This window comes from Streptomyces sp. CB02261 (assembly GCF_001905665.1).
Taxonomy (GTDB): domain Bacteria; phylum Actinomycetota; class Actinomycetes; order Streptomycetales; family Streptomycetaceae; genus Streptomyces.
In genome coordinates, this window is sequence record NZ_LIVX01000008.1 from 94,985 (window position 1) to 120,033 (window position 25,049).

Here is a 25,049-nt window from a genome sequence, read left to right on the forward strand (position 1 = left end):
CGCCCCGAGGAAGGGGGAGGAACCGGTGGAAGCACAGACCTACGATCCGGTGCTGTCCTACGAGGAGCTGCCCAAGTGGCGGCTGACGAGTCCCGTCCGGCCGCCGCGGCCCGGCCGCGCCCTGGTCCTGGTCAGGGACAGCGGCCCGTCCCTGACGATCCGCAGCGGTGAGGAGATACCGTCCTCGCGCTTCGGCGCGTACAGCGGGATGTACACCGTCGACATGACCGAGCACCGGCTCGTGCTCGACATCCCGCTCCTCAGCCGCGACCCCACCTTCTCCTTCCGCAGCCGGGTCGACCTGGTGTGCCGGGTCGCGGACCCCGCCCAGGTCGTGTCGCGCGGCATCCGGGACATGAGCGCGACGCTCTTCGACTACCTCCGCAAGACGCTCCGCGAGGTCGCCCGGGACTACGACATCGCCGACTTCCACCAGGCGGAACGGGCGTTGAACGGGACGGTGGCCGGGTTCACCGGCGACGACGCCGTGCGTCTGCGGAACGTGCACGTCGAACTCCTCGTCGACGAGGACGAGATCGCCACCAGCGGCCGCGCGTACCGGGACGTCGTCCGGGAGACCCGGCTCTCCGGGATGCGGCGCGGACGGCACCTGGACATGATCCGCAAGGAGGGCCTCGACGGTCTGATCGCCGAGATCATGGAGAAGGAGGGCCCCCGGGCCGCCCTCACCTGGATCGAGAAGAACGAGGCCGAGAAGCGCGAGGTGCGGCGCGAGATCATGCGCCTGGTCCTGGAGCGCGGCGACTCGGACCGGGAGCCGTTCGAGCAGGCCGAACTGGAACGGACCGTCCTGGAGGAGGTCCTGCGCGAGGGCGACGGCCTCTTCGACGGGGCCGCCCGGCGCGGCCGGCTGCGCGGCTCGCTCGCACGGGCCTCCGACCCGGCCCCCGCCCTTGAGCCCGCGCCCGAGAGCGGGCGCGAGCGCCGCGGGGCGCTGCGCGGCGAAGTGGTGCGGGAGGAGGCGGCGGGGGACGCGACTCGTCCCGGCGGGCGGGTGTCGGGGGCGTACGGCGAGGGGCGCACGGAAGGGTACGGCTCCGGCCGCCGCGCCGGACGGGCGGCGGACGCGGGCGGACGGGACCGGGACGCCGGGGTGTCGCGGGACGCCGGGCGCTCCGGGTACGCCGGGCGCTCCGGGCATGCCGGTCCGCCCGAGGACGAGCCGCTGCCGGACCCGCGCGAGGGGCGGGAGAGGTACCGGGACGGAGGGCCGTACCGGGACCGGGACCGGCCGGGTCCCGACCCGGGCGCGGACCGGGACCGCGAACGTGACGCGGACCGGCCGGGAGTCTCGTCGGCGTCCGGCGGACCGGCCGCGGAAGGGACGCCGCCCCGGGTGAGCAGGGTGCGGGGCACCACCAGGCGGGACACTCCTCGACCCGGACCCGACAGGGAGCGCTGATGGCAGATCACGACCACGGGGCACGGCACGCCGGGCCCCCGCACCACCCGGAGCGGTGGCCGCACGCACCCGTGTCCTCGGGACCGCCCGCGCCGCCGGGACCACCCCCGCCGCCGGGGCCTCCGGCCGCGGAACCGCTGAGGCACGCCGTACCGCCGCCCGCCTCCGTACCGTTCATCGGTCCGGGTCCCATGGCCGCCGCCAGGCCGGCGGACGGGCCCCCCGCGCCGCCGGAACAGCCGGCTCCGGCCGACCGCGAGCTGCCGCGCCAGGCGATCTGGGCGACACGGGGAAAGATCAAGGGGCTGCACGCGCTCTCCGTGTGGACCGAGCAGGTTGCCGGTCACGGCGAGGACGCCGAGCCGTTCGTCGTCCACCACTGGGAGTCCCACCAGGGGATGATCGCCGTGTTCGACGGTCTGGGAGGCGCCGGCGCTGCCCCGGTCTGGGAGGGGCCGGACGGCCTCCGGCACACCGGCGCCTGGGTCGGGTCGCGGGTCGCGCGCCTCGCCACGGACTGCTGGTTCCGCGAGCTGGCACAGGGGAGGGACAGCCCCGAGAACCTGCACACCTACCTGAGCTGGTTCCTCTCCATGGCACCCCAGCGGCGCAGCAAGATCGGCGGCACCATGCGCCGGCAACTGCCGACCACCCTCGCCGGAGTGCACTACCGCGTCCACGGCCCGCGGGGCACGGTCGAGCTGCGCCCGCTGTGGACCGGCGACTCGCGGGCGTACGTGCTCACCCCGACCGGCGGACTGCAGGTCCTCACCCGGGACCACACCCACGAGAGCGACGCCCTCGAACTGCTCCGCAGCGATCCTCCGATGACCAACATCATCTGCGCGGACCGGGAGTTCACCGTCGACACGCAGCACCTCGCCTCGTTCGACATGCCCTGCGTCCTGATCGCGGCCACGGACGGCTACTTCGGCTATGTGCACACCCCGGCCGACTTCGAGCACCTGCTCCTCAGCACCCTGCGCCAGGCCGACAACGAGTACGAGTGGGCCGATCTGCTCCGCCGCGGAGTCCAGGAGTACACGGGGGACGACGCCTCGCTCGCCCTGCTCGCCCTCGGGCACGGCGACTTCGCGAGCCTGGTCGCCACGTACGAGCAGCGGTTCTCCGAGCTGACCAGACGCCACCTCCGGGGCAGACCGGCCGCCCTCGACCGGACCGCCCCGGGCCCCGCCGACGGGGCCGCCGGGCAGGAGGACGACCGGGAGACCCACGCCCGCGTCCGCGCCTGGCAGGACCAGAGCTGGCAGACGTACCGCGCCGGATACGAGACCTACCTGCCGTCCGCGGCCGAGGAGTACCGATGAAGAAGGGCGACACGATCGCGGGCTACCGCATCGTCACCGACAAGACCAACGCCAACGGGGGCAAGTGCGTCTGGGCCTTCGCCGAGAAGGACGGGGTCCAGTACTTCATCAAGCAGTTCCTCGAACCCAAGCGCCCCCGCGACGACGCCGCCGACTCGGCGAGCGTGCGGATCCGCCGTGAGGTGGCCCGGGAGTTCGAGCAGCGGCACCGCAAGATCATGAAGCGGCTGCGGCCGGACACGCTCGGCGGGGGCAACCTCGTGCTCGCCACCGACTTCTTCTACGAGGGCAGCACCTACTACAAGGTCACGGAGCGGATCGACACCTCCAGCCTCGACCAGCCCGACACCCTGGAGCCGCGGCCTAAGATGGTGCTGCTCAAGACGCTCGGCGCGAGTCTCAAGCAGCTCCACGAGACCGGCACCGTCCACGGGGACCTCAAGCCGCTGAACGTGCTGGTGCAGAAGCGGGAGGGGGCCGCGTTCCACTCGGCGCGGCTCATCGACTTCGACGACTCCTACGACTCCGGGGACCCCCCGAAGCCGGACGACATCTCGGGCGACTCCGTCTACGGCGCACCGGAGTGGCGCCGCTATCTCCAGGACGACGGCTCGGCCGGCCCGAAGGACCTCACCTGCGCCGTCGACATCTTCGCGCTCGGCCTCATGACCCATCTGTACGTGGTGGGTCACCTCCCCTCGTACGACGAGAGGTTCGGCTCGCCCGCCGACGCCGTGAACGCCGGGGAGGAGCTGCGGCTCGACCCGCGCCTCTCGGACGAGCTGCTCGGTCTGCTGCGCCGGATGACCGCCGCCGACCCCCGTACCCGTCCGGACGTCTCCGTCTTCCTGGCCACGCTCGCCGACCCCGCCGTGTGCACGCTCCAGCACCGCCGGCCCGGCACGACGGCCCCGGGGGTTCCGGCGCCCCGGCCCGGGTCCGCCGCCACGTCCACCTCCCCGCCCGCGTCCGGGGAGCGGCGCCCGAGCCGTATCAAGTCCAGCTTCGGGCGGCGGAAGGAGACCACCGCGACCCCGCCGCCCGCCGCCCCCGCGCCCACGCCTCCTCCCCCGGCGGCCGAGAAGCCGGTGCCGGCACCGGCACCGGCTGCGGAACCGGAGGCGGCACCCTCCCCCGCGCCGGGCACGTCCCGCGTCCGCATCAACCTCGGCGGTCGCCGCGGCGACCGCCGCACCCCCTGACAAGGAGAACCACCATGAACGACTCCCGCGGGCAGTACCAGGGCAATCTGCAGTACGCCGTCGACATCGCGCTGTGCATCGACGCGACCGGCAGCATGAACCCCGTCCTCGGCACGGTGAAGTCGAGCGCCCTCCAGTTCCACCAGCGGCTCGACGACGTGATGGCGAAGAAGGGGAAGTCCATCAGCCAGCTGCGGCTGAAGGTCATCGCCTTCCGTGACTTCGGCGACGACCCGTCGGACGCGATCGAGGAGACCGACTTCCTCCACCTCCCGGCCCAGGCCTCCGAGTTCGAGCGGTTCGTCAGCGGCATCGAGGCCGGAGGCGGCGGCGACTACCCGGAGTCCGGCCTCGAAGCCCTCGCCCTGGCCATCAACTCCCCCTGGGAGACCGGACTCGACCGCAGGCGCCATGTGATCGTGATGTTCACGGACGCGTCCGCGCACGCCCTCGGAACGGTCGGCGCCGACGCCGCCACCTACCCGCGGCACATCCCCCGCAGCATGGACGACCTGTTCGAGCAGTGGGGCTACGCCCGCAGCCAGTCCTCGGTCATGGAGCAGTCCGCCAAGCGTCTCGTGCTGTTCGCGCCGGAGGAGGCCCCCTGGTCCGACCCGATCGCCGAGGAGTGGGACCTCACCCTCCACTTCGCCTCCAAGGCGGGCGAGGGCCTGGAGGAGTTCGAGATGGACGAGATCATCGAGACGATCGCGAACAGCCTGTGAGTCTGGAGTGGGACGGCTTCCACCTGACCCTGGGGCGTGACGGACTCCAGTTCGTCTGGGGCGGCAGAAGCATCTTCGAGGCCGGGGTGACGGACTGCGTCTCGGCCTCGCTCCGCCGTCCGAAGGAGGCGGGCGAGGGGCACCGGCTCGTCTTCCGGTTCCGGTTCCCCGGCGTCGCCGCGGGGACCGAGTCGGTCGTCATCCGCGTCGACGTTCCTCCCGCCGCCGTGGAGCCGGCCCAGCGCTTCATGGGCGTGCTCTGGAGGGACTACTCGGTGCCGGACCAGGCCGACGCGGAGATAGAGGCGGAGGCCGGGGGCGAGCCCGAGAAGGGGGCCGAGCAGGAGACGGCCGCCGACGCGGGTCCGGGAGCGGTGGCCGAGACGACCTCGGACGCACCCGAGCTGGCGCGGGTCCCCGAGGGGCGCGGCTGGATCGTCAATCCCGTCGGGCCGCGGTCCGAGGAACTCTTCCGGGACGTGATGGCGCGTCTCGTGAACAGCGAACGCTAGGAGGGACGACAGGGTGGCGGGCTCTGCCAAGTGGAAGTGCAAGGACTGCGGCAGCAACACCGCGGCGGGGGCGGCGCCGTGCGACATCTGCGGGTCGACGCGCAAGGAGCCGATCGCGGCGGCGCCCGCCCCGTCGCGCCCGGCGGCGAAACGCCCGTCGCCCGCGCGCCCCTCCGGCGACTGGCTGTGCACGGTCTGCCGCGCCACCAACCCGTCACGGCGGCTCGACTGCGCGGGCTGCGGCAAGAGCTGGAGGACGAGCGGGGGCCCCGCCCCGAAGAAGACGACGCCGAAGCCGACGACCGCGAAACCCGCGACTCCGAAACCGGCGACGACCAGGGCCACACCGTCCAAGGCGACACCGCCCCGGCCCGGCACCACCAGGAAGACGGCCCCCAAGCGGCCGACCCCGAAGCGGCCGGTCCCGCCGCGCACCGGCACCACGGGCGGGACCGGGGCCGGGGCCACGGGCCTCCTGTACCCGCCGCCGAGCAGCACCGGCTACACCCCGGCACCGCCGCGGACCACGCCGCCGCCCCGGCGCACCCCGCCCGTGTACACCCCGCCCGTGTACACCCCGCCGTACCGGCCGCCGGCGAAGAAGAAGTCGAACGGCTGCATGGTCAGCTGTCTCAGCGTGGTGGGCGGTCTCGTCCTGCTCGGCATCCTGAACGGAGGGATCACCGCGATCGTCAGCTCCCTCGACGAGGCCGACCCGACGCCGACGACGAGCACGGGGCCGACCGGCGTCGCCTGCCCCTCGCGGGTCGCGTCCACCCTGCCGAGCGGCGAGGGCGCCACGCTGGTCGAGGCGTTCCGCACGGACGACCACCGGATCACCCTCTGCAAGACGACGGCGGGGAAGCTGTACTACTTCGGCGAGTTCAGAGACGGGCGCGAGAAGGGCATTTCGATGCCGGCGAAGAAGACGAGCGACGGGTACGAGGCGCGGAACAGCCCGTACCGGTACGTCATCAGCGGAGGCACCGTCTCCGTCTACAAGTCGGGCTCCCGCATCGCGCACGAGGAGCTCACCCCGGAACCCTCTCCGAGCTGAGCCCCTCGCCCGACGCGTCCGTGCCTGCGGCTACGCCTTCGGCTCCAGCCGCAGCGAGATCGAGTTGATGCAGTACCGCTGGTCCGTGGGAGTGGGGTACCCCTCGCCCTCGAACACGTGGCCGAGGTGCGAGCCGCAGCGGGAGCAGCGGACCTCGGTGCGGAGCATGCCGTGGGAACGGTCCTCGATCAGCTCGACGGCGGAGCTGTCCTTCGGGTCGAAGAAGGACGGCCAGCCGCAGTGCGACGCGAACTTCTCGTTCGACGTGAACAGCTCCGCGCCGCAGCCCCGGCAGGAGTAGACGCCCTGGGTGGTGGTGTCCGTGTACTCACCGCGGAAGGCGGGCTCGGTGCCCGCCTGGCGCAGCACCTGGTACTCCGCCGGGGTCAGCTCCGCACGCCACTGCTCGTCCGGCTTCTCGACGTCGTACGCCATGAGCTCGCTCCCTCTGCTGTTGCGACCGCTACTTCGACAGGTGGTCGAGGATCCGCGGACCGAGGTCCGTGACGTCTCCCGCGCCCATCGTCAGAACGAGATCACCGGGCCCGGCCATTCCCGCCACGACCTCCGGCACCGCGTTCTTGTCGTGGACCGGTGTCACGTCGGCGCCGGCCTGCCGCGCGGCGGTGATGATCAGCTCGCTGGTGATGCCCGGGATCGGGTCCTCGCGGGCCGGGTAGATGTCGAGGACCACGGACGCGTCGGCGAGGGCCAGCGCGTCGCCCATCTCCTTGCCCAGCTCCTGGGTGCGGGAGAAGAGGTGGGGCTGGAAGACGACGAGGAGCCGGGAGGCGCCGGCGGCGCCGCGCATGGCCTCCAGGTCGGCGGTCATCTCGGTGGGGTGGTGCGCGTACGAGTCGATGACCTGGACGCCCCTGGCCTCGCCCTTGAGCTGGAGGCGGCGGCCGACGCCGGTGTAGGCGGTGAGGGCCTGGGCGAGCTCGGCCGGGTCGATGCCGACGCGGGCGCCGGCGGCGAGGGCCGCGGCGGCGTTGTGGGCGTAGTGGCGGCCCGGGACGGAGACGGTGAAGGTGTGCTCGACGCCGTCGAGGGCGACCGTCACCTCGCTCTTCATCCCGTTCGGGACGATCTTCAGGATGCGGGCGTCGGAGTCCTCGGTCTCGCCGACCGTGACGATGCTCAGGCCCTCGCGGTCCGCGACCCGGCGGGCCAGCTCACGGGCCCCCGCGTGCTCGCCGACGACGAGGGTGCCGCTGGGGCGGATCTTGGCGGTGAAGGCCTCGAAGGACTCGTAGATCTCGTCCATCGAGGCGTAGTTCGCGTGGTGGTCCAGCTCGACGTTGAGGACGATCGCGACCTCGGGGTCGTACTTCTGGAAGCTGCGGTCGCTCTCGTCGGCCTCGGCGACGAAGACCTCGCCGTCGCCGTGCAGGGCGTTGGTGCCGGGGCCCGCGAGGTCGCCCCCGATGGCGTACGAGGGGTCGAGACCGAGCTCGGTGAGGGCGACGGCCAGCATGGAGGTGGTCGTCGTCTTGCCGTGGGTGCCGGCGACGGCGATGGCGCGCAGGCCGTCCATGAGGGAGGCGAGCGCGTCGGACCGGTGGACGACGGGGATGCCGAGCTCGGCGGCGCGGGCCAGCTCGGGGTTGTCGGCGCGGATGGCGCTGGAGACGACGACGGCGGAGGCGTCGTCGGCGAGGTGCTCGGCGGCGTGGCCGATGTGCACGGTGACGCCCAGGGCGCGCAGGGACTCCGCGGTGGCGGACTCCTTGGCGTCGCTGCCGGCGACCTTGGCTCCGCGCTGGGCGAGGATCTTCGCGATGCCCGACATTCCGGCACCGCCGATGCCGATGAAGTGCGGCCGTTCCATGGCGGCAGGGATGGCGGGTGCCATGCGGATCTCTCCCCTGGGTGCGTTGCTGCGCACGTCGTCGTGGGTCGTCATGTGGCGTTGTGCGTCGTTGTGCGTCGTTGCGTGGAAGCCCCCAGCCTAGTGGCTTCCGCCGGGTGGCCCCGGGTCCGCGCCCCTGCGCGGGGCGTGGACCCGGGCGGGGTGGCTACTCGTCCGGCTGCTCGCTGTGGGCGAAGAGCTTGAGCACGGGGACCCCCACCTTGTGGCGGGCCCTGGAGGCCCAGTCCCGGTGGAAGAACTCCTCCACGTAGTGCGGGGCGGTGAGGACGATCACCTCGTCCGCCTTCGACTCGTCGACCACCGCCTTCATCTTGTCGAGCGGGTGGTCCTCGACGACCTGGCCGACCGCTTCGCAGCCGGCGTCTCTCAGGGCCCGGAGCGAGTGCTCCAGGGCCAGCTCGGCGGGGACCCTGGCCTCCTTGCCCTCCGGCTCGTCGCCCTCGCGGGCGGCTTCCTTCAGTTCGCCCATGGCGACGTCGTCGATGGCACGCAGCAGTACGTCGGCCTGGTCACCACGCGGCTGCATCAGAACGATGAAGGACATGCCCTCGTCGCCGTGCAGCGTGGTGACGAACTCCACGTCGACGGACGTGAGGGGCTTCTCGATCATCAGAACGCTTGTGAACACCTCTGGAGCCCTTCTGCGGAAACCATCCTTCCCCGTGCCCGCACGGGGTCTGCGACAGTAAGTGTGCCCAGCGGACGGTAAGCGGAACGACAAATTCCGCCGATTGTCAGATCCGACGGTATCGGGTGAAGAGGAAGCCGTCCCGCTCCAGCACCGATGCCACGGCGAAGCGTGTCGGGACGGCCACCGAGGGGCCCCCGGCGATCCTCTGGGCGCTCCCCGCCGTCATCGTCGGCGAGACCGTCAGGCACAGCTCGTCGAGTGCGTCCGCCGCCACGAACTGCCCCAGCAGCCTGGGCCCGCCCTCGGTCAGCTGGCGCCTGAGTCCCCGCTCCGCGAGCACCGCCCTGGCACGGACCGGCTCCACCCCCGCCCCGTCGCCCGCCACCAGCACCTCGGCGCCGGCCGCGCGGGCGGCCGCGACCCGGTCGGCCGGGGCCGCGGCCCCGGTGAGGACCAGGGTCGGCACCAGCGGCGCGGTGAAGAGCGGAAGCGAGAAGTCCAGGTTCAGGGAGGCGCTGACCACGGCGATCACGGGCGCCGGCCCCTGCCCCGCGTCCGCGCGCCGGGCCGCGAAGGCCTCACGCGCGCGTGCCGGGCGGTAACCCTCCAGGCGTACCGTTTCCGCACCCACGACGACGACGTCGGCGAGAGCCCGCAGGGTGCCGAAGATCCGCATGTCGGTCTCGGAGGAGAGCGGCTGGGAACGCCCGTCGTGCTGCCCCGCCCCGTCGAGCGAGGACACCATGTTGGCCCGCAGCCACGAGCCCCCGGCGGGGAGCTCGGGATAGACGTAGGCGTCGGCGAGCTCGTCGAGGGACCACTCGCGGGCCTCGCCGGCCCCCTCGGCGGCGGTCTCCCGGGCTGTCATGTCCGTCACAGGGAACAGTCGTCGCATCCTCGCAGTCTGACATGGCGCTTACAGTGGGGAACTGTGTCGACCCGTGCCCTCACCGAAGCCGCTTCCGCCTCCGCGGCCCCGCTCTCGCTCTGCTCCCGAGAGCCCCACGTCCCCGCGGACCGTCTCGTCGCGGAGATGGTGCCGCCGCCGCGCTTCGACTCCGTACGGTTCGACACGTACCTCCCCGACCCGAACCAGCCCAGCCAGACGGACGCCGTCAAGGTCCTGAGCTCCTTCGCCGAGGGCCTGGGCGGAGCGCACGCCTCCGGTGCCGGGAAGCGCCGCTGGTTCGCCAGGAAGCCGGCCGCCCCGACCGGGCCGCGCGGGGTATACCTGGACGGCGGGTACGGCGTCGGCAAGACCCACCTGCTCGCCTCGCTGTGGCACGCGACCCCCGCGGAGCCCTCGCTGAAGGCGTTCGGCACCTTCGTCGAGCTGACCAACCTGGTCGGCGCGCTCGGCTTCCAGCAGACGGTGAAGACCCTCAGCGAGCACCGTCTCCTCTGCATCGACGAGTTCGAGCTCGACGACCCGGGCGACACCGTCCTCGTCTCCAGCCTGCTCGGCAAGCTCGTCGAATCGGGTGTCGCGCTCGCCGCCACCTCCAACACCCTGCCCGGCAAGCTCGGCGAGGGCCGCTTCGCCGCCGCCGACTTCCTCCGCGAGATCCAGGGCCTCTCCGCCCACTTCCGGCCGCTGCGGATCGACGGCGAGGACTACCGCCACCGCGGTCTCCCCGAGGCCCCCGCGCCCTACTCCGACCAGGTCGTCACGGAGACCGCGTACGCGACGCGCGACGCCTCCCTCGACGACTTCCCGCACCTGCTCGAACACCTGGCCAAGGTCCACCCCAGCCGGTACGGCGCGCTCACCGACGACCTCGCCGCGGTCTGCCTCACCGACGTGCGGCCCGTCCCCGACCAGTCGACGGCGCTCCGCCTGGTCGTCCTGGCCGACCGGCTGTACGACCGCGAGATACCCGTCCTCGCCTCCGGCCTGCCCTTCGACCGGCTCTTCAGCGACGAGATGCTGAACGGCGGGTACCGCAAGAAGTACTTCCGGGCGATCTCCCGGCTCACCGCGCTCGCCCGCGACGCGAAGGGGCTGGTCGCGCAGTAACTTGGGGGCCGTACCCGATCGAAAGGGATTCACATGGCCACCGTGCGTCACGCACACACCGTCTGGCAGGGCGACCTCCTCAAGGGCTCCGGAGTCGTCACCCTCGACTCCTCCGGTCTCGGCTCGTACGACGTCTCCTGGCCGGCCCGGACGGAGGAGCCGAACGGCAAGACCAGCCCCGAGGAGCTGATCGCCGCCGCGCACTCCTCCTGCTTCTCGATGGCCTTCTCCAACATCCTGGCCAAGGCCGGCAACGCGCCGACCCGCCTGGAGACCAAGGCCGACGTCACCTTCCAGCCCGGCGAGGGCATCACCGGCATCCACCTGACCACGCGCGGCGAGGTGCCGGGGCTCGACGCGGACCAGTTCCAGTCGCTCGCCGAGGACGCCAAGAAGAACTGCCCGGTCAGCCAGGCGCTCACGGGCACGACGATCACCCTCACCGCCGAACTGGTCTGACCGACCGTCAGCTCCGGCGCCACATGAGGCCGTTGTGGCCCGCATGGTTCACGTGTCACCACAGTGCGTGATACACACATGCGGGTCACACGTCACAGCACACACCTGTCCGCCAACAGGAAAAGTGGGTTGCCTCATGTCCGCGACACGACGTCAGATCCTCTCCCGCACCGGCGCCTCCGCCGTCGGGATCGCCTTCACCGGCGCGCTCTCCGAACTCTTCGCCGGCAGCGCGGCCGCCGCCGGGAGCAGGGGCGGCTACGGCCCCCTCGTCCCCGACCCCGCCGGACTCCTCGACCTCCCGGCCGGCTTCCGCTACAAGGTGCTCTCCCGGCAGGGCGACCCGCTCCGCTCCGGCGAGGGGGCCGTCCCGAGCAACCCCGACGGCATGGCCGCCTTCGCCGGCCGCCGCGGCCGGGTGCACCTGGTGCGCAACCACGAGAACCGGGTCACCGCGGCCGCCGGCGTCCCGACCATCCCCGGCCTGACGTACGACCCTGCCGCCAAGGGCGGCTGCACGGCCCTCGAACTCGACGGCCGCAACAACGTCCTCGGCGAGCGGGTCGCCATCGCCGGGACCGCCGTCAACTGCGCGGGCGGCCCGACCCCCTGGCGTACCTGGCTGACCTGCGAGGAGACCGAGGACAAGGCCGGCACGAACGGCTACGCCAAGGACCACGGCTTCATCTTCGAGGTCGACGGCGCCGATCCGCACCGCACCGGAGCCGTCCCGCTCACCGCGATGGGCCGCTTCCAGCACGAGGCGATCGCGATCGACCCGGCCAGCGGCATCGTGTACGAGACGGAGGACGCCTTCCAGCACCCCTTCGGCCTCTTCTACCGCTTCCTCCCCCACCGGCCGCTCGGCGGCACCGGTTCGCTGCGCGCGGGCGGCGCGCTGGAGGCCATGCGGGTGCCGGGCGTGGCGGACCTGTCGGTGATCCAGGAGACCGGCGCCCGCTTCGAGGGCGTCGAGTGGGTCCCCGTACCGGATCCGCAGGCGGTGGAGACCCCCATCAGGCTCCAGGACTTCGGGCCGAGGGGCATCACGCACGCGCAGAAGCTGGAGGGCTGCTACTGGGGCGGGAACGCCGTGTACTTCGTGTCGTCCTTCGCGCGCGAGCGGGACGGCTCCGGCGCCACCCACTTCGGGCAGGTCTGGAAGTACGAGCCGCACCGGCGCCGGCTCACGCTCGTCGTCGTCTTCGGCCCGAGCACCGACATCCAGCTCCCCGGCGAGTCGCCGGACAACATCTGTCTGGCGCCGACCGGGGGCCTGATGGTCTGCGAGGACGGCGACGGGGCGCAGCACGTCTACGGGGTGAGCAGGAAGGGCGAGGTGTACGCGCTCGCCCGGGGCGCGCGGAACATCGGCACCCCGGAGGCTCCGGAGTGGGGGGAGTTCGCGGGCGTCACCTTCTCGCCCGACCGGCAGACGATGTACGTGAACTGCTACACCCCCGGGACGACGTTCGCCGTGACGGGTCCGTGGTGCTGACCTGACCCCGTTCCGGCCCGGCCGTCCGCACTCGCGGGCGGCCGGGTTCCGTCGCAGGATCAGGGGAAGACGGGCGGCGACGCGGCGGAGAGGGGAACGGGATGCCGAAGCACGACGGAACGGGCAAGCGGTCGACGCGCCCGGAGCCGGCCCTCCGGGAGGTGCTGCGGGTCCCCGGCGGCGACCGGGTCGACCTCACCGCGTACGACCCCTCGGCGATCCCGGCCGGCCCCGCCGGCAAGACGGCCGGCCTGGCCGCCACCGCCGCCCTCGCGCCCCGTCTGGCGGACCTCCAGGAACGCCTGTACGCGTCGAGCACGGCCGGCGACCGCCGACGCGTCCTGCTGGTCCTCCAGGGCATGGACACCAGCGGCAAGGGCGGCACGGTCAAGCATGTGATCGGCCAGTTCAACCCGTCCGGCTGCCGTGTCCACGCCTTCAAAAAGCCGACCCAGGAGGAACGGAGCCACCCCTTCCTCTGGCGGATCACGAAGGCGCTTCCCGGTCCGGGCGAGATCGGCATCTTCGACCGCTCGCACTACGAGGACGTCCTCATCGCGCGCGTGCGGGAGCTGGTCCCGCGAGCGCAGCTGGACCGCCGCTACGAGCAGATCAACCGCTTCGAGGCGTCCCTCGCGGAGGAGGGCGTGACGGTCGTCAAGGTCTTCCTGCACCTCTCGTACGAGGAGCAGCGCGAGCGGCTCCTGGAGCGGCTGGACAATCCCGAGAAGCACTGGAAGTTCAACCCGGGCGACATCGAGGAACGCGCGCTGTGGCCGGCGTACCGCGAGGCCTACGAGATCGCGCTCGCACGCTGCAACTCCGACGAGGCCCCCTGGTACCTGGTCCCGGCGGACCGCAAGTGGTACCGCAACTGGGCGATCAGCACGCTGCTCCTGGAGCACCTCCAGGAGCTGGACCCGCGGTACCCGCCGGGGGACTACGACGTGGACGCGTGCCGGCGGCGGCTGCTGGAGACGTGACGCGAGGGCACTGCCACGTTGCGAGCTTGAGCCACATTGATCGGATAACTTCCGATCGTGAACACTTCTGTACGAAAAATGGCGGCGCTCGGTCTGTTGGGCGCCGTTCTCGTCGGTTGCGGCGGGGGTACCGCCGAGACCACCCTGTCCGGGCGGCCGGCCGCGCCGTCGGCGGGCGCCGCGGTCGGCGGCCCGAAGCCCGCACGCGTCCCGGCCGCGCCGCCCACCATGGCACCGGGGCCCGGCGGGCTCACCCCCGTCTACGAGCGCCGGACGAAGGGCACCGAGAAGGTCGTCGCCCTCACCTTCGACGCCGACATGACGGCCGACCAGGGGCCACGGGCCGCGCGCGGCGAACGCTTCGACAATCCCGAACTCATCGCGACCCTGCGCCGGCTCAAGGTGGACGCGACCGTCTTCATGACCGGCCGCTGGGCGGAGGAGTACCCCGAGCAGGCCCGGTCCATCGGCGGCGACCCGCGCTTCGAGATCGCCAACCACTCCTACAGCCACTACGCCTTCGCGACCCCCTGCTACGGGCTCCCGACCGTCCCGGGCCCCGACATGACGGCCGACGTCCAGCGGGCCTTCGACGCCTTCCGCGACGCCGGGGCCCTCAACGTCGTCCCGTACTTCCGCTTCCCCGGCGGCTGCTACGACGACGCGGCCCTGCGCGCCCTCGCGCCCGCCGGGGTGACGGCGGTCCAGTGGGACGTGGTCAGCGGGGACGCCTTCGCGAAGGACGCGGACGCCGTCGCCGAACAGGTCCTGGACGGGGTACGACCCGGCTCCCTGGTCGTCCTGCACTGCACGCGCAGCGCCGCGCCCGTCACCGAGCGGGCGATCCGCCGGATCGTCCCGGAGCTCCGGGCCCGCGGCTACCGCTTCGTGAAGGTCTCCGAGCTCATGAGCCGCTGACGGGGCTCAGCCGGAGCAGGCCGTGCGCTCGGCCTCCCGCCATTCACACACGGGGCACAGCGTGATGCCCTTCGTCGACTCGGCGTACTCGGTCGGCTCCTGGCACAGCACGCACGCGGCGAACGGTCCCTCCGCCGCCGGTTCGGGCCTCGGGCCGGGCTCGGGCGCGCAGGACGACGTGGATTCGCTCATGTCTTCGAGCGTACTCACTCCAGCCGTGCGGTGGCCCGGCAGGCGAGGGCGGCAGCGGCGGCGGCCAGGAGCACGGCACCGGCGCACGCCAGCCACGGCGGGTCCGCGGTGGCCGTGCGGGAGCCGCTGATCAGGGCCGTCATCGCGTGCTTCGCCGGGGAGCCGGTGGTCACCAGGGCGAGCAGCGAGCCGAGGACGAGGGCCGCGAGCGACCAGCCGGCGGCGGGGACGAAGGGCCGGGAGCTCAGGGCGCCGACGGCGGCGCCCGTCAGGGCGCAGGCCAGGGTCGCGAGGAGACCCGTGGTCGTGGCGGCGAGCGCCGTGATGCCGCGCCGGTTGCACAGCGCCGTCACCGCGAGCACGGCGACCGCGCCGACCAGCGCGGGCAGGGCGGTCCCGGTGAGGAGCGCCGCGAGATGCGCGCGGTCCCGGCCGGCCGCCGCCGCGACCACGCTCCGGGCCGCGGGCGGCTCCTGCGTCAGACAGATCCGCACGGACCAGGCGGTCACCGGAAGGAGAGCGGCGGCCGCGAACCCGAGAGCGCCGAGCACCGGCTCGCCCGGGTCCACGCCGACGCCGACGAAGGCCGCGTACAGGAGGAACGGCGCGAGCCAGCGCTGCGAGCGGAGCAACAGACCGGTCTGGTAGCGCAGGAGCGCCGTCATACCCGTACGCCTTCGGTGGTGAGGTGGTGGATGTGCCAGGACGCCGCGAGGAGCGCCCCGAGCAGGGCGTCGGAATGGGCGGCGTCCACGGTGAGGACGGTGGTGGTGTCACCGGGCTCCGGCACGGAGACGACGGGATCACCGGGCAGCCGCCGGGGAAGCGGCCCCGCCCCACCGGAGACGGCGATCCGCACGAGGGAGCCCGATCCGGGGGCGGGACGCCCGGGGGCGGCCGTTCCGTGGCCGGGCGCGGCGGTGAGGTGCCCGGGGGAGGCCGTTCCGTGGCCGGGCGCGGGGGCCGGGTGTCCGGGGGTCCCGCGGCCGGGCGCGGGGGTGAGGCGCCCGGGGGAGGCCGTTCCGTGGCCGGGCGCGGGGGCCGGGTGTGCGGGGGTCCCGTGGCCGGGCGCGGGGGTGAGGCGCCCGGGGGCGGGGGCCGGATGTCCGGGGGCGGTCGTTCCGTGCCGGTCACCCGGCACCGCCGTCCCGTGCGGCCCCGTGGGGGGCCGGTCCGGCTGTCGCGTCTCGCGTACGCGGCCCGACTCCACCGCGTACACCGCGTCCGCCTCGCCCGCGAGCCTGCGGGGGTCGTGGTCGACGAAGACGACCGTCGCGCCCGCCGAACGCCGCTCGCGGACGGCCGCGTCCAGCTCCGCACGCGCGCCCGTGTCGAGGCCCGTCCAGGCCTCGTCGAGGACGAGCAGGGCCGGATCGGCGAGGAGCGCCTGCGCCACGGCGATCTTCTGGCTGCTGCCCTTGGAGAGCCGCGCCATGTCCGTGCCGGCGTGCTCGGCCGCTCCGAGGCGCTCCAGCCACTCCCCCGCCGCGGCCCGCGCCGCCGCCCGGCCGAGGCCCTGGATCCGGGCCAGGTGGACCAGGTAGTCGGCGGCCGTGAACGGCAGGGCCGCCGGGAAGCGTTCGGGGACGTACGCGGTACGGGCCGGACGGCCCGTGACCCGGCCCTCGCCGGGCGCGTCGACCCCGGCGACGAGCCGCAGGAGCGTGGACTTGCCGGTGCCGTTGGTGCCGACGATCCGGACGAGCGTCCCGGCGGGCAGGTGGAGGTCGACCTCACGCAGCACCCACGGCCCCCGGAGTCCGTGCCGGCGCCCGACCCGCTCCAGCCTCAACCGGCCGCGTTCTTCCGCGGGGTGGCCTCGCCGGGGCGGACGATCACCAAGCTCTTCATGGGGGCATCCTGGCCCGGAAGGGACGATCACCACAAGAACGGCTCGTCACCGCGATGGCAGACTTGGCGGGTGAGCAGCAACGACACCGATCTCCGCGATGAGAAGCCCCAGTTCGTCCTCCCCCTGGTCGTCCGGATGGAGCGGGAGGCGCCCCCGTCCCGTACCGACGCCCTGGAGACCGCCGCGCGCGCCGTCCTGGAGATCCTCACCGACGCCCGTTCCCTGGGCGACGGGGAGTGGGCCCAGGTCATGACCGACTGGCAGGACGCAAGGATCCGCAAGGTGGTGCGGCGGGCGCGCGGCGCCGAGTGGCGGCGGGCGGACGCGCTGCCGGGGATCACGGTCACCGGCGAGGAGGCGGAGGTACGGGTCTTCCCGCCGGTCCCGCTCGACGGCTGGCCCAAGGACCTGGCCCGGCTCCAGGTCTCGGGCACGGAGCTCGACGACCCGGCCGCGCCCGGCCCCGTCCCGGAGGGGGCGGCGGTGCTGTGGTTCAACCCCGGCCTCGGGATGTCGGCGGGCAAGGCGATGGCGCAGGCCGGACACGGGGCGCAGCTGCTGTGGTGGGCGATGACGGAGGACGAGCGCGAGGCCTGGCGGGAGGCCGGGTTCCCGCTCGCGGTCCGGACGGCGGCGGCCGGGGACTGGGCCGGTCTGACGTCGAGCGGTCTGCCGGTGGTGCGGGACGCGGGGTTCACGGAGATCGCCCCGGGCTCGTGCACGGTGGTGTCGGCGTTCCCCCGGCCGCGTCGCAACCTCAAATGAAGCTCTGAACGTCCCCCTCCTGGGGTTCGAACGTTCCCGCGAGGGCCATCACGTGGGTGACTGAGGACCGAAGGAGGGGGACATGACGGAACTCGGCATCGGCATCGGCTGGCGTCCCGAGATCGCGGAGGCGGTGGAGGGACTGTCCGGCGTCGACTGGGTGGAGGTCGTCGCGGAGAACATCTGCGTGGGCCATCTGCCCGACTCGCTGACCCGGCTGCGCGAGCGCGGCGTGACGGTCGTCCCGCACGGCGTCTCGCTGGGGCTCGGCGGCGCGGACCGGCCCGACCCGGCGCGGCTCGCCGCGCTCGGGGAGAAGGCGGTGGCGCTCGGGGCGCCGCTGGTCACGGAACACATCGCGTTCGTACGGGCCGGGGGGCCGCTGACCGCGACCCCGCTGCTCGAAGCGGGCCATCTGCTTCCGGTGCCCCGGACCCGGGACGCCCTCGACGTGCTCGTCGAGAACGTGCGGATCGCGCAGGACGCGCTGCCCGTGCCGCTCGCCCTGGAGAACATCGCGGCGCTCCTCTCCTGGCCGGGCGAGGAGATGTCGGAGGGGCGGTTCCTGGCGGAGCTGGTGGAGCGCACCGGGGTCCGGCTCCTCGTCGACGTCGCCAACCTGCACACCAACCACGTCAACCGGGGCGAGGACCCGGCGCGGGCGCTGTCGGAACTGCCGGTCGAGGCCATCGCGTACGTGCACGTGGCGGGGGGTGTCGAGCGGGACGGGGTCTGGCACGACACGCACGCGCACCCCGTGCCGGAGGCGGTGCTCGACGTGCTCGCGGAGCTCGCGTCGCGGGTGTCGCCGCCGGGGGTGCTCCTGGAACGGGACGACGACTTTCCGCCCGCGGCGGAGCTGGCGGGTGAGCTGGAGGTCATCGCCACCGCGGTGGGCATGCGTTCCGCAGGGGCGACGGGGGTCCCCCGGGACGACGTCCCGGAGAGGGTGGGCGCGGCCCATCTGCACGGCGCGCCCCATCCGGCGCCCGCACCCCTGGTCGCCTCCGCGGCGCAGCCGCTCCTCATCGGTGCCGGGGCCCGGGTCTCGGGGGGTGCGATGCCGGGCGCGGCCGATGCCGGCGCTGTGGACGGTGACGGTCTCGGCGGCGACGGTCTCGACGGGGGGCGCGACACCGACGCCGCCCGCCAGCGTCTCGGCCTCGCCCAGGCCTCGCTCCTCTCCGCGCTGGTGGCCGGGACACCCGTGCCCGAGGGGTTCGACAGCCGGCGGCTCGGCGTGCAGAGCCGGGCGCTGGCGGCGAAGCGGGCCGACGTGGTCGCGAAGGTCGCGCCGGAGCTGCCGGAGATCCTGGGTGGGGCCTTCCGGCCGGCGTTCCTCGCCTACGCCAGGTCGCGCCCCATGACCGGCGGCTACCGCCGGGACGCGCTCGACTTCGCCGAACACCTGCTGGTGGCCGGGCGGCCGGAGGATCCGGTGGCCCGGCGCCGGCTGACCCGGTGGTGGCAGGACCGTTCCGGCAGCCGCCCTCCGGGCCGCGCCACCCGGCTCGTACGAGCCGCCCGTCACGCACTGGCCGGAAGGTGAGGTGCCCATGAGCGCCCTGATCGCCCTCTTCTACCTCGCCGCCGCCGTCGGCATCACGCTGGTCGTCACCCGGGTCGTCCGGATGCGGGGCGGACCCGGCGGGCCCGTCCACGACCGGTACGAGGTCGCGTTCCTCAACGGCGGCCCGGCCAGGGTCGTCGACAGCGCCCTCGCCGGACTGCACTGGGACGGCAGGATCGCGGTCGGCGGGCCGGGGATCGTGGGCGTGGTCCGGCCGGTCGCCCACGACCCGGTGGAGCGCGCCGTGTTCGAGGCGCACGCCGCCGCCCCGCACGGGGCGCTGCACCACCTGCGGCTCGCCGTGATGCGGCACCCGGCCGTCCAGGAGGTGGGCGACGGACTCGCGGCGCGGGGGCTCGTCGTCTCCCCCGCGACCCGGCGGACCACGGCCTGGTGGTGTGCCGGTCTCGGCTTCACGGCCTTCGTCCTGTTCCCGGTGTCGGTCGTCCTGACGGTCGTGGACCTCGCCTCGACCAGCGGGAGCTCGGTGCCGTTCGTCTTCGCGGTGCTGCCGGCGCTGCTGGCCTGCGGGGTCACGGCCATCGTCTGCGGGGCGCTCTCGTCCGGGCAGGTCACCGCGGCCGGGCGCAACGCGCTCTTCGGGTACGGGCGGACGTACGGGCATCTCACGGACGCGGGGCATCTGGTGGCCCGGCACGGGCTGCGGGCGCTGCCGGATCCGGTGCTGCGGGAGCAACTCCTCGCCGCCGCACGGTTCTACGGGCCGGTCAGGCGCGGTGGACGCCGTACGGCGCCCGCCGTCACGACCTGGGACGCGGCGGACGACTCCGGAGCGGCGGCCGTGTGGTGCGCGGGGAGCAGTTCCTGCGGCGGAGGCGGGAGCGGATCCGGCGGGTCCGGGTCGTGCTCCGCGGGTTCCTGTTCGGGCGGGGTCTCCTGCTCCGGAGGGGGCTCCGGCTGGGGAGGCGGAGGCTCCAGTTGCGGAGGCGGAGGCGGAGGCAGCTCGTGCTCCAGCTCCAGTTCCGGCGGGAGTTCGTGCTCCAGCTCCAGTTCCGGCAGCTCGTGCTCCAGCTCCAGCAGCTCCTGAGATGACGCCGGTGCGGCGCGCTTCACGCGCGCCGCACCCGGAGCCGGACCCGGTGTCGCTGGACCGGCAGGCGTTCCCGCCTGCCGTCTGATCTTCCGGGTCGAGGGGTGGCGCACCCGGCCGGGAGCCGGGCCGCCACCAGGTTCGTACGGCCGTCAGGCCAGGCCCGCCACCAGGTCGGCGACGCTCTTGCGGCGACCGGTGTAGAACGGGACCTCCTCGCGGACGTGCATCCGCGCCTCGGAGGCGCGCAGGTGACGCATGAGGTCCACGATGCGGTGCAGCTCGTCGGCCTCGAAGGCGAGGAGCCACTCGTAGTCGCCGAGCGAGAAGGAGGCGACCGTGTTGGCGCGGACGTCCGGGAAGCCACGGGCCATCTTGCCGTGGTCGGCGAGCATCCGGCGGCGGTCCTCGTCCGGCAGCAGGTACCAGTCGTAGGAGCGCACGAAGGGGTAGACCGAGACGTAGTCGCGGGGGTTCTCGTCGGCCAGGAAGGCCGGGATGTGCGACTTGTTGAACTCGGCGGGGCGGTGCAGCGCCATGTTCGACCAGACCGGCTCCAGGGCGCGGCCCAGGCGGGTGCGGCGGAAGAGGTTGTACGCCTCCTGGAGCTCGTCGCTCGTCTCGGCGTGCCACCAGATCATGACGTCGGCGTCGGCGCGCAGACCGGACAGGTCGTACGTGCCGCGGACGGTGATGTCCTTGGCCGCGAGCTGGTCGAACAGCTCCTGGACCTCGTCGGCGTAACCGCCGCGGTCCTCGGGCAGGACGTCGCGCAGCTTGAAGACGGACCACAGGGTGTAGCGGATGACCTCGTTGAGGTCCTTCGCCTTCTTACCGGCGTTCGGGATCTTTTCGGGCGCACTCATACGCCTATTCTCGCCCGTCACCGGGAGTGCCCCGCACCGGGGTCGGCCCTTTTCGACGTGGCGATGATCTCGTCGGCGGCCCGGTGGGCCGAGGCGATGCAGGCGGGGACACCGACGCCGTCGTACGCGGCGCCGGCGATCCGCAGTCCGGGGAGCGCGGCGACGGCCTCGCGGACCCGGGCGACGCGCGCGAGGTGGCCGACGGGGTACTGGGGCAGGCCGCCGAGCCAGCGGGTGACCGTGGTGGCGACGGGGCGGGCGGTGAGCCCGGTGGCGGCGGCGAGGTCCTTGAGGGAGGCGGCGACGAGGTCGGCGTCCTCACGGTGGACCTGGTCCTCCTCGCCGTGCCGGCCGACGGAGGTGCGCAGCACGAACAGGTCGGGGGCGCCGTCGGTGACCCACCGCCACTTCTGCGAGGAGAAGGTGGAGGCCTTGATCGTGTGGCCGTCGACGGGCGGCACGAGGAAGCCGGAGCCGGCCAGGGCGGGCATGTCGGAGCGGCGGAAGGCGAGGGTGACCAGGGCCATGGAGGCGTACGCGACGGCGTCGAGCTCGGCGGCCGCCGCGGGCGCGTGCGCGGCGAGGAGCGCGGCGGCCGGCCCGGCGGGGGTGGCGACGACGACGGCGTCCGCGGCGAGGACCCGGTCGCCGCTGACGACCTGCCAGCCGGTGGGGCCGGTGCGGCGCAGTGCGGTCACGGGGGCGTCGGTGAGGATCTCGCCGCCCGCGGCGCGGATCGCGTCGGCGACCGCGGCGGGCAGGGTGCCGACACCGCCGTCGACGCCGAGGAAGACGGAGCCGCCGAGGCCGGTGGCCGCGCCCGCCGCGTCGGCGGGGACGGCGGCGCCGGCCTGCTGGACGGCGCGGACGGCGGCGGTGAGCGTGGGGTGCTTCCGGGCGGCCTCGAAGAGGGCGGGGACGGCGGCCCGCATCGAGATGCGGTAGGCGTCACCGGCGTACACGCCGCCGAGGAGGGGTTCCACGAGCCGGTCGACGACCTCGTGGCCCATGCGGTCGGCGACGTACGCGCCGATGGCGATGTCCTCGCCGATCTCGGTCGGGGGCTGCTCGCCGTCGAGGGCGATGCGGCGCACGCCCTCCTCGGAGAGGAGCCCTTCGACGGCGTGGGCGTCGCCGGGGACGCCCATGACGTGGCCCTTGGGCATGGGGACGAGCTCGCCGCGCGACCAGACGGACGCGGTGGTGGTGGCGGGTGCCTGGAGCCGGTCGCCGAGGCCGACGGCGCGGGCGAGGGCGACCGCCTCGGGGCGGCGGGCGAGCAGCGACTCGGCGCCGAGGTCCACGGGCGCCCCCGCGATCTCCCCGGCGAGGAGCTTGCCGCCGAGCCGGGGCCCCGCTTCGAGCAGGGTCACCCGGTGGCCGGCGAGGGCCAGCCGGTGGGCGGCCGCGAGCCCGGTGATACCGCCTCCGGCGACGACGACATGGGGTCCCGTGGTGTCCGCGTTCATGGGACCACTCTCTCAAATCGCCCGCCGCTCCCGTTCCGAGGCCGGACCGTGACCGCATCGCTACCGGCCGGGGGAAACCCGTTCCGGGGGCGCGTACGTCGAATCAGCGTCGAAGCGACAACACCGATCACCACCCTGGGGGGACGCGATGCGAGACACACGAGCGACCGCGAGAGCGCGGGCGGCGGCGGGCGCCGCGCTGCTCACGGCCGTACTGGTCGTGACGGGCTGCGGCGCCGGCGGCACCGCCACGAGCGGGGACGCCAAGCGGGATCTGGGCGCGGCCGAGGCGCCCGCCCGGGGCGCCGCCGACGGCTCCTCGGGCAGCGAGCAGGCCGCGGCGCCGAAGGCTCCCGCCCAGCAGCACGTCATCCGGACGGCCTCCCTCTCGGTGGAGGTCGCCGACGTCACGAAGGCGGTGGCCACGGCCCGCCGGGTGACGGCGGGCGCGGACGGGCGGGTCGAGAACGAGTCGACGGAGCGGATCGACGACAGCCACGTCGCCTCGCACCTCGTGCTGCGGGTGCCGCAGGAGCGGTACGACACCGTGCTCACCGAGCTCGCGGGCACCGGGAAGCTCCTCGGCCGCAAGGCGGACGCGAAGGACGTCACCGAGCAGGTGGTGGACGTGGAGAGCCGGATCGCGACCCAGCGCGCGAGCGTGGCGCGGGTCCGGGCGCTGATGCAGCGCGCGGAGAAGCTGGCGGACGTGGTGACCCTGGAGGGCGAGCTGAGCCGCCGCCAGTCGGACCTGGAGGCGCTGCTCGCACAGCAGTCCTCGCTGAGGGACCGCACGTCCATGGCGACGATCACCCTCCATCTGACGGAGAAGCAGAAGCAGGCGCCGGCGCCGGCGGAGGAGGGCCGCCCGGGCTTCGGGGACGCCCTGAGCGGCGGCTGGAACGCCCTGGTCGGCGTGGTGACCTGGATCGGCATCATCCTGGCCGCCCTGGCGCCGTGGCTCGCGGTCGCCCTGATCGCCTTCGCCCTGTGGCACCGCCTGATCCGCCCCCGCCGCGCGGCCCGGACGCCCCAGGCCTCCCCCACCCCGCCGGAGGCCCCGCGCAACGCCGCCGGGGCGCCGATGGCGCCCGAGCCGCCTGCCGCCCCCGGAACCGGCGAGTGAGCCGAAGGGGCGCGCCGGGGGAACGGGCCCGAGCGCGCGGAGCCTCCTGAGGAACGAAGGAGGCGAGCACGGTCGGGCCTGTGAGCCCGGCTTCAGCGCCCCGGAGGCGAACCGAGCCGCAAAATGGGGGGATGAGCGAACGACTTGTGGTCATCGGTGGGGACGCGGCGGGGATGTCCGCCGCGTCGCAGGCGCGGAGGCTCAGGGAACCCGGGGAGCTGGAGATCGTCGCCTTCGAGCGGGGCCGTTTCTCCTCGTACTCGGCGTGCGGCATCCCGTACTGGGTCGGCGGCGACGTCTCCTCGCGCGACGAGCTGATCGCGCGCTCCCCCGAGGAACACCGGGAGCGCGCCATCGATCTGCGGATGCGGACGGAGGTGACGGAGATCGACGTGGCCGGTCAGCGGGTCCGCGCACGCGACCTGGAGAGCGGTGCGGAGGCCTGGACGGGCTTCGACAAGCTGGTGGTCGCGACGGGGGCCCGGCCGAAGCGTCCGCGGCTGCCGGGGATCGACGCGCCCGGGGTGCACGGGGTGCAAACCCTGGGCGACGGGCAGGCGCTGCTCGACTCGCTGGACCGGGCGCCGGGGCGGCGGGCGGTCGTGGTCGGCGCGGGGTACATCGGCGTGGAGATGGCCGAGGCGCTGCTCGGCCGGGGCTACGAGGTGACGCTCCTGAACCGGGGCGAGCAGCCGATGTCGACCCTGGATCCGGACATGGGCCGGCTGGTGCGCCGGGCGATGGACGGCCTGGGGATCACGACGGTCGCCTCGGCGGAGGTCACGAAGATCCTGACCGGTGAGGACGGCCGGGTCCGGGCGGTGGCGACGGACGAGGGCGAGTACCCGGCGGACGTGGTGGTGCTCGGCATGGGCGTGGAGCCGGAGACCTCGCTGGCGCGGGCGGCGGGGCTGCCGCTCGGGTCGCACGGCGGGCTGCTCACCGATCTGTCGATGCGGGTCCGGGGGCACGAGAACATCTGGGCGGGCGGTGACTGCGTGGAGGTCCTCGACCTGGTCTCGCACCGCGAGCGGTACGTGCCGCTGGGGACGCACGCGAACAAGCACGGGCAGGTGATCGGGGCCAACGTCGGCGGTGACTACGCGACGTTCCCCGGCGTGGTGGGCACGGCGGTGTCGAAGGTGTGCGACCTGGAGATCGGGCGGACGGGCCTGCGGGAGAAGGACGCCCGGGCGGTGGGGCTGCGGTTCGTGTCGGTGACGGTGGAGTCGACGAGCCGGGCGGGGTACTACCCGGGGGCGGCGCCGATGACGGTGAAGATGCTGGCGGAGCGGCGCACGGGGCGGTTGCTCGGGGTGCAGATCGTCGGCCGGGAGGGCGCGGCCAAGCGGGTGGACATCGCGGCCGTGGCGCTGACGGCGGGGATGACGGTGGAGGCGATGACGGCCCTGGACCTGGGGTACGCGCCGCCGTTCTCGCCGGTGTGGGACCCGGTCCTGATCGCGGCCCGCAAGGCCACGGCGGCGGTCCGCGCGGCGGGCTGACGGCTCCGTCCCGTACGGGCGGGAAAG

At 73.8% G+C, this 25,049-nt stretch carries 24 protein-coding genes and 1 pseudogene; 16 read left to right on the forward strand and 9 right to left on the reverse strand.

Annotated features, from left to right (window positions below; translation table 11 throughout):
• The first annotated feature begins 25 nt into the window (after nt 1–25).
• From AMK29_RS25700 to AMK29_RS25725, 6 genes are read left to right on the forward strand one after another with little or no spacing between them, the layout of a single operon-like run.
• A complete protein-coding gene (locus AMK29_RS25700) occupies nt 26–1,423 on the forward strand; it encodes a hypothetical protein (RefSeq protein WP_073817438.1) in 1,398 nt (465 codons plus the stop codon).
• Complete coding sequence (locus AMK29_RS25705; RefSeq protein WP_241845710.1) at nt 1,423–2,751, forward strand: serine/threonine protein phosphatase; 1,329 nt, start codon at nt 1,423–1,425, stop codon at nt 2,749–2,751. Before AMK29_RS25700 ends, AMK29_RS25705 begins: the two co-directional genes overlap by 1 nt.
• Nucleotides 2,748–3,953, forward strand: a complete 1,206-nt coding sequence (locus tag AMK29_RS25710) for a protein kinase domain-containing protein (RefSeq protein WP_073817440.1) — start codon at nt 2,748–2,750, stop codon at nt 3,951–3,953. The genes AMK29_RS25705 and AMK29_RS25710 overlap by 4 nt, the downstream gene beginning before the upstream one ends.
• A 14-nt stretch (nt 3,954–3,967) precedes the next feature.
• Nucleotides 3,968–4,678 carry a vWA domain-containing protein gene (locus AMK29_RS25715; protein WP_073817443.1) on the forward strand — a complete coding sequence of 237 codons (711 nt, stop codon included), beginning with the start codon at nt 3,968–3,970 and terminating at the stop codon, nt 4,676–4,678.
• Nucleotides 4,675–5,190, forward strand: coding sequence for a hypothetical protein (locus AMK29_RS25720; protein WP_073817446.1), 516 nt, complete (start codon nt 4,675–4,677; stop codon nt 5,188–5,190). Before AMK29_RS25715 ends, AMK29_RS25720 begins: the two co-directional genes overlap by 4 nt.
• A gap of 13 nt (nt 5,191–5,203) precedes the next feature.
• Nucleotides 5,204–6,247 (forward strand): hypothetical protein, encoded by a 1,044-nt coding sequence (locus tag AMK29_RS25725; RefSeq protein ID WP_073817448.1) that lies wholly within the window; start codon nt 5,204–5,206, stop codon nt 6,245–6,247.
• Between the two features lie 30 nt (nt 6,248–6,277).
• Here AMK29_RS25725 and msrB read toward each other — a convergent pair whose 3' ends face one another.
• The 4 genes from msrB to AMK29_RS25745 all read right to left on the reverse strand — a co-directional run bounded on the left by msrB (nt 6,278) and on the right by AMK29_RS25745 (nt 9,646).
• Entirely contained in the window at nt 6,278–6,682 is a 405-nt protein-coding gene (gene msrB / locus AMK29_RS25730; RefSeq protein WP_073817450.1) for a peptide-methionine (R)-S-oxide reductase MsrB, read from the reverse strand.
• Between the two features lie 28 nt (nt 6,683–6,710).
• Entirely contained in the window at nt 6,711–8,102 is a 1,392-nt protein-coding gene (murC, locus tag AMK29_RS25735; protein ID WP_073817876.1) for a UDP-N-acetylmuramate--L-alanine ligase, read from the reverse strand.
• 163 nt (nt 8,103–8,265) lie between these two features.
• On the reverse strand, nt 8,266–8,748 hold the full coding sequence (locus AMK29_RS25740) for an indole-3-glycerol phosphate synthase (protein ID WP_073817453.1): 483 nt from the start codon (nt 8,746–8,748) through the stop codon (nt 8,266–8,268).
• Between the two features lie 106 nt (nt 8,749–8,854).
• A complete protein-coding gene (locus AMK29_RS25745; RefSeq protein WP_073817456.1) occupies nt 8,855–9,646 on the reverse strand; it encodes a pyrimidine reductase family protein in 792 nt (263 codons plus the stop codon).
• Between the two features lie 36 nt (nt 9,647–9,682).
• Between AMK29_RS25745 and zapE the strand changes: the two genes are divergently transcribed.
• The 5 genes from zapE to AMK29_RS25770 all read left to right on the forward strand — a co-directional run bounded on the left by zapE (nt 9,683) and on the right by AMK29_RS25770 (nt 14,626).
• Nucleotides 9,683–10,768 carry a cell division protein ZapE gene (gene zapE / locus AMK29_RS25750; protein ID WP_073817458.1) on the forward strand — a complete coding sequence of 362 codons (1,086 nt, stop codon included), beginning with the start codon at nt 9,683–9,685 and terminating at the stop codon, nt 10,766–10,768.
• Between the two features lie 33 nt (nt 10,769–10,801).
• The gene (locus AMK29_RS25755) at nt 10,802–11,227 is read left to right on the forward strand and encodes an OsmC family protein (protein WP_073817460.1); all 426 of its coding nucleotides are present in this window, start codon (nt 10,802–10,804) and stop codon (nt 11,225–11,227) included.
• A 136-nt stretch (nt 11,228–11,363) separates the two neighbouring features.
• Complete coding sequence (locus AMK29_RS25760) at nt 11,364–12,725, forward strand: alkaline phosphatase PhoX (RefSeq protein WP_073817463.1); 1,362 nt, start codon at nt 11,364–11,366, stop codon at nt 12,723–12,725.
• A 101-nt stretch (nt 12,726–12,826) separates the two neighbouring features.
• Entirely contained in the window at nt 12,827–13,708 is an 882-nt protein-coding gene (locus AMK29_RS25765) for a PPK2 family polyphosphate kinase (RefSeq protein WP_073817466.1), read from the forward strand.
• 78 nt (nt 13,709–13,786) lie between these two features.
• Entirely contained in the window at nt 13,787–14,626 is an 840-nt protein-coding gene (locus AMK29_RS25770; RefSeq protein ID WP_073817467.1) for a polysaccharide deacetylase family protein, read from the forward strand.
• A 6-nt stretch (nt 14,627–14,632) separates the two neighbouring features.
• On the opposite strand, the gene AMK29_RS25775 is transcribed toward AMK29_RS25770, so the two are convergent.
• From AMK29_RS25775 to AMK29_RS37830, 3 genes and pseudogenes are all read right to left on the reverse strand, one after another.
• A complete protein-coding gene (locus AMK29_RS25775) occupies nt 14,633–14,818 on the reverse strand; it encodes a hypothetical protein (protein ID WP_073817470.1) in 186 nt (61 codons plus the stop codon).
• Nucleotides 14,819–14,832: 14 nt separating this feature from the next.
• Nucleotides 14,833–15,483: an ABC transporter gene (locus AMK29_RS25780; protein WP_073817472.1), complete on the reverse strand. Its 651-nt coding sequence runs from the start codon at nt 15,481–15,483 to the stop codon at nt 14,833–14,835.
• Between the two features lie 323 nt (nt 15,484–15,806).
• Nucleotides 15,807–16,610 (reverse strand): annotated as a pseudogene (locus tag AMK29_RS37830) (ABC transporter ATP-binding protein); the annotation flags it as partial.
• 129 nt (nt 16,611–16,739) lie between these two features.
• On the opposite strand from AMK29_RS37830, the gene AMK29_RS25790 reads away from it, so the two are divergent.
• The 3 genes from AMK29_RS25790 (at nt 16,740) to AMK29_RS25800 (ending at nt 20,053) form a co-directional block, all read left to right on the forward strand.
• Nucleotides 16,740–17,435 carry an aminoacyl-tRNA hydrolase gene (locus AMK29_RS25790; protein WP_073817475.1) on the forward strand — a complete coding sequence of 232 codons (696 nt, stop codon included), beginning with the start codon at nt 16,740–16,742 and terminating at the stop codon, nt 17,433–17,435.
• Between the two features lie 82 nt (nt 17,436–17,517).
• Nucleotides 17,518–18,984: a DUF692 domain-containing protein gene (locus AMK29_RS25795; protein WP_073817477.1), complete on the forward strand. Its 1,467-nt coding sequence runs from the start codon at nt 17,518–17,520 to the stop codon at nt 18,982–18,984.
• Between the two features lie 7 nt (nt 18,985–18,991).
• Nucleotides 18,992–20,053, forward strand: a complete 1,062-nt coding sequence (locus AMK29_RS25800) for a TIGR04222 domain-containing membrane protein (RefSeq protein ID WP_073817479.1) — start codon at nt 18,992–18,994, stop codon at nt 20,051–20,053.
• Nucleotides 20,054–20,208: 155 nt separating this feature from the next.
• Here AMK29_RS25800 and hemQ read toward each other — a convergent pair whose 3' ends face one another.
• Nucleotides 20,209–20,922 (reverse strand): hydrogen peroxide-dependent heme synthase, encoded by a 714-nt coding sequence (hemQ, locus tag AMK29_RS25805; protein ID WP_073817481.1) that lies wholly within the window; start codon nt 20,920–20,922, stop codon nt 20,209–20,211.
• Nucleotides 20,923–20,939: 17 nt separating this feature from the next.
• Nucleotides 20,940–22,391 (reverse strand): protoporphyrinogen oxidase, encoded by a 1,452-nt coding sequence (gene hemG / locus AMK29_RS25810; protein WP_073817483.1) that lies wholly within the window; start codon nt 22,389–22,391, stop codon nt 20,940–20,942.
• A 148-nt stretch (nt 22,392–22,539) separates the two neighbouring features.
• Here hemG and AMK29_RS25815 point away from each other — a divergent pair, with 148 nt between their 5' ends.
• Nucleotides 22,540–23,517: a DUF4349 domain-containing protein gene (locus AMK29_RS25815; protein WP_073817485.1), complete on the forward strand. Its 978-nt coding sequence runs from the start codon at nt 22,540–22,542 to the stop codon at nt 23,515–23,517.
• A gap of 131 nt (nt 23,518–23,648) precedes the next feature.
• The gene (locus AMK29_RS25820) at nt 23,649–25,022 is read left to right on the forward strand and encodes an FAD-dependent oxidoreductase (protein WP_073817488.1); all 1,374 of its coding nucleotides are present in this window, start codon (nt 23,649–23,651) and stop codon (nt 25,020–25,022) included.
• The last annotated feature ends 27 nt before the right edge of the window (nt 25,023–25,049 follow it).

Coding starts and splice junctions, on each gene's coding strand:
- AMK29_RS25705 (WP_241845710.1), top strand. CDS start 1,423: ATGGCAGATCACGACCACGGGGCACGGCACGCCGGGCCCCCGCACCAC.
- AMK29_RS25710 (WP_073817440.1), top strand. CDS start 2,748: ATGAAGAAGGGCGACACGATCGCGGGCTACCGCATCGTCACCGACAAG.
- AMK29_RS25715 (WP_073817443.1), top strand. CDS start 3,968: ATGAACGACTCCCGCGGGCAGTACCAGGGCAATCTGCAGTACGCCGTC.
- msrB (WP_073817450.1), bottom strand. CDS start 6,682: ATGGCGTACGACGTCGAGAAGCCGGACGAGCAGTGGCGTGCGGAGCTG.
- murC (WP_073817876.1), bottom strand. CDS start 8,102: ATGGCACCCGCCATCCCTGCCGCCATGGAACGGCCGCACTTCATCGGC.
- AMK29_RS25745 (WP_073817456.1), bottom strand. CDS start 9,646: ATGCGACGACTGTTCCCTGTGACGGACATGACAGCCCGGGAGACCGCC.
- AMK29_RS25755 (WP_073817460.1), top strand. CDS start 10,802: ATGGCCACCGTGCGTCACGCACACACCGTCTGGCAGGGCGACCTCCTC.
- AMK29_RS25760 (WP_073817463.1), top strand. CDS start 11,364: ATGTCCGCGACACGACGTCAGATCCTCTCCCGCACCGGCGCCTCCGCC.
- AMK29_RS25765 (WP_073817466.1), top strand. CDS start 12,827: ATGCCGAAGCACGACGGAACGGGCAAGCGGTCGACGCGCCCGGAGCCG.
- AMK29_RS25770 (WP_073817467.1), top strand. CDS start 13,787: ATGGCGGCGCTCGGTCTGTTGGGCGCCGTTCTCGTCGGTTGCGGCGGG.
- AMK29_RS25775 (WP_073817470.1), bottom strand. CDS start 14,818: ATGAGCGAATCCACGTCGTCCTGCGCGCCCGAGCCCGGCCCGAGGCCC.
- AMK29_RS25780 (WP_073817472.1), bottom strand. CDS start 15,483: ATGACGGCGCTCCTGCGCTACCAGACCGGTCTGTTGCTCCGCTCGCAG.
- AMK29_RS25795 (WP_073817477.1), top strand. CDS start 17,518: ATGACGGAACTCGGCATCGGCATCGGCTGGCGTCCCGAGATCGCGGAG.
- AMK29_RS25800 (WP_073817479.1), top strand. CDS start 18,992: ATGAGCGCCCTGATCGCCCTCTTCTACCTCGCCGCCGCCGTCGGCATC.
- hemQ (WP_073817481.1), bottom strand. CDS start 20,922: ATGAGTGCGCCCGAAAAGATCCCGAACGCCGGTAAGAAGGCGAAGGAC.
- hemG (WP_073817483.1), bottom strand. CDS start 22,391: ATGAACGCGGACACCACGGGACCCCATGTCGTCGTCGCCGGAGGCGGT.
- AMK29_RS25815 (WP_073817485.1), top strand. CDS start 22,540: ATGCGAGACACACGAGCGACCGCGAGAGCGCGGGCGGCGGCGGGCGCC.
- AMK29_RS25820 (WP_073817488.1), top strand. CDS start 23,649: ATGAGCGAACGACTTGTGGTCATCGGTGGGGACGCGGCGGGGATGTCC.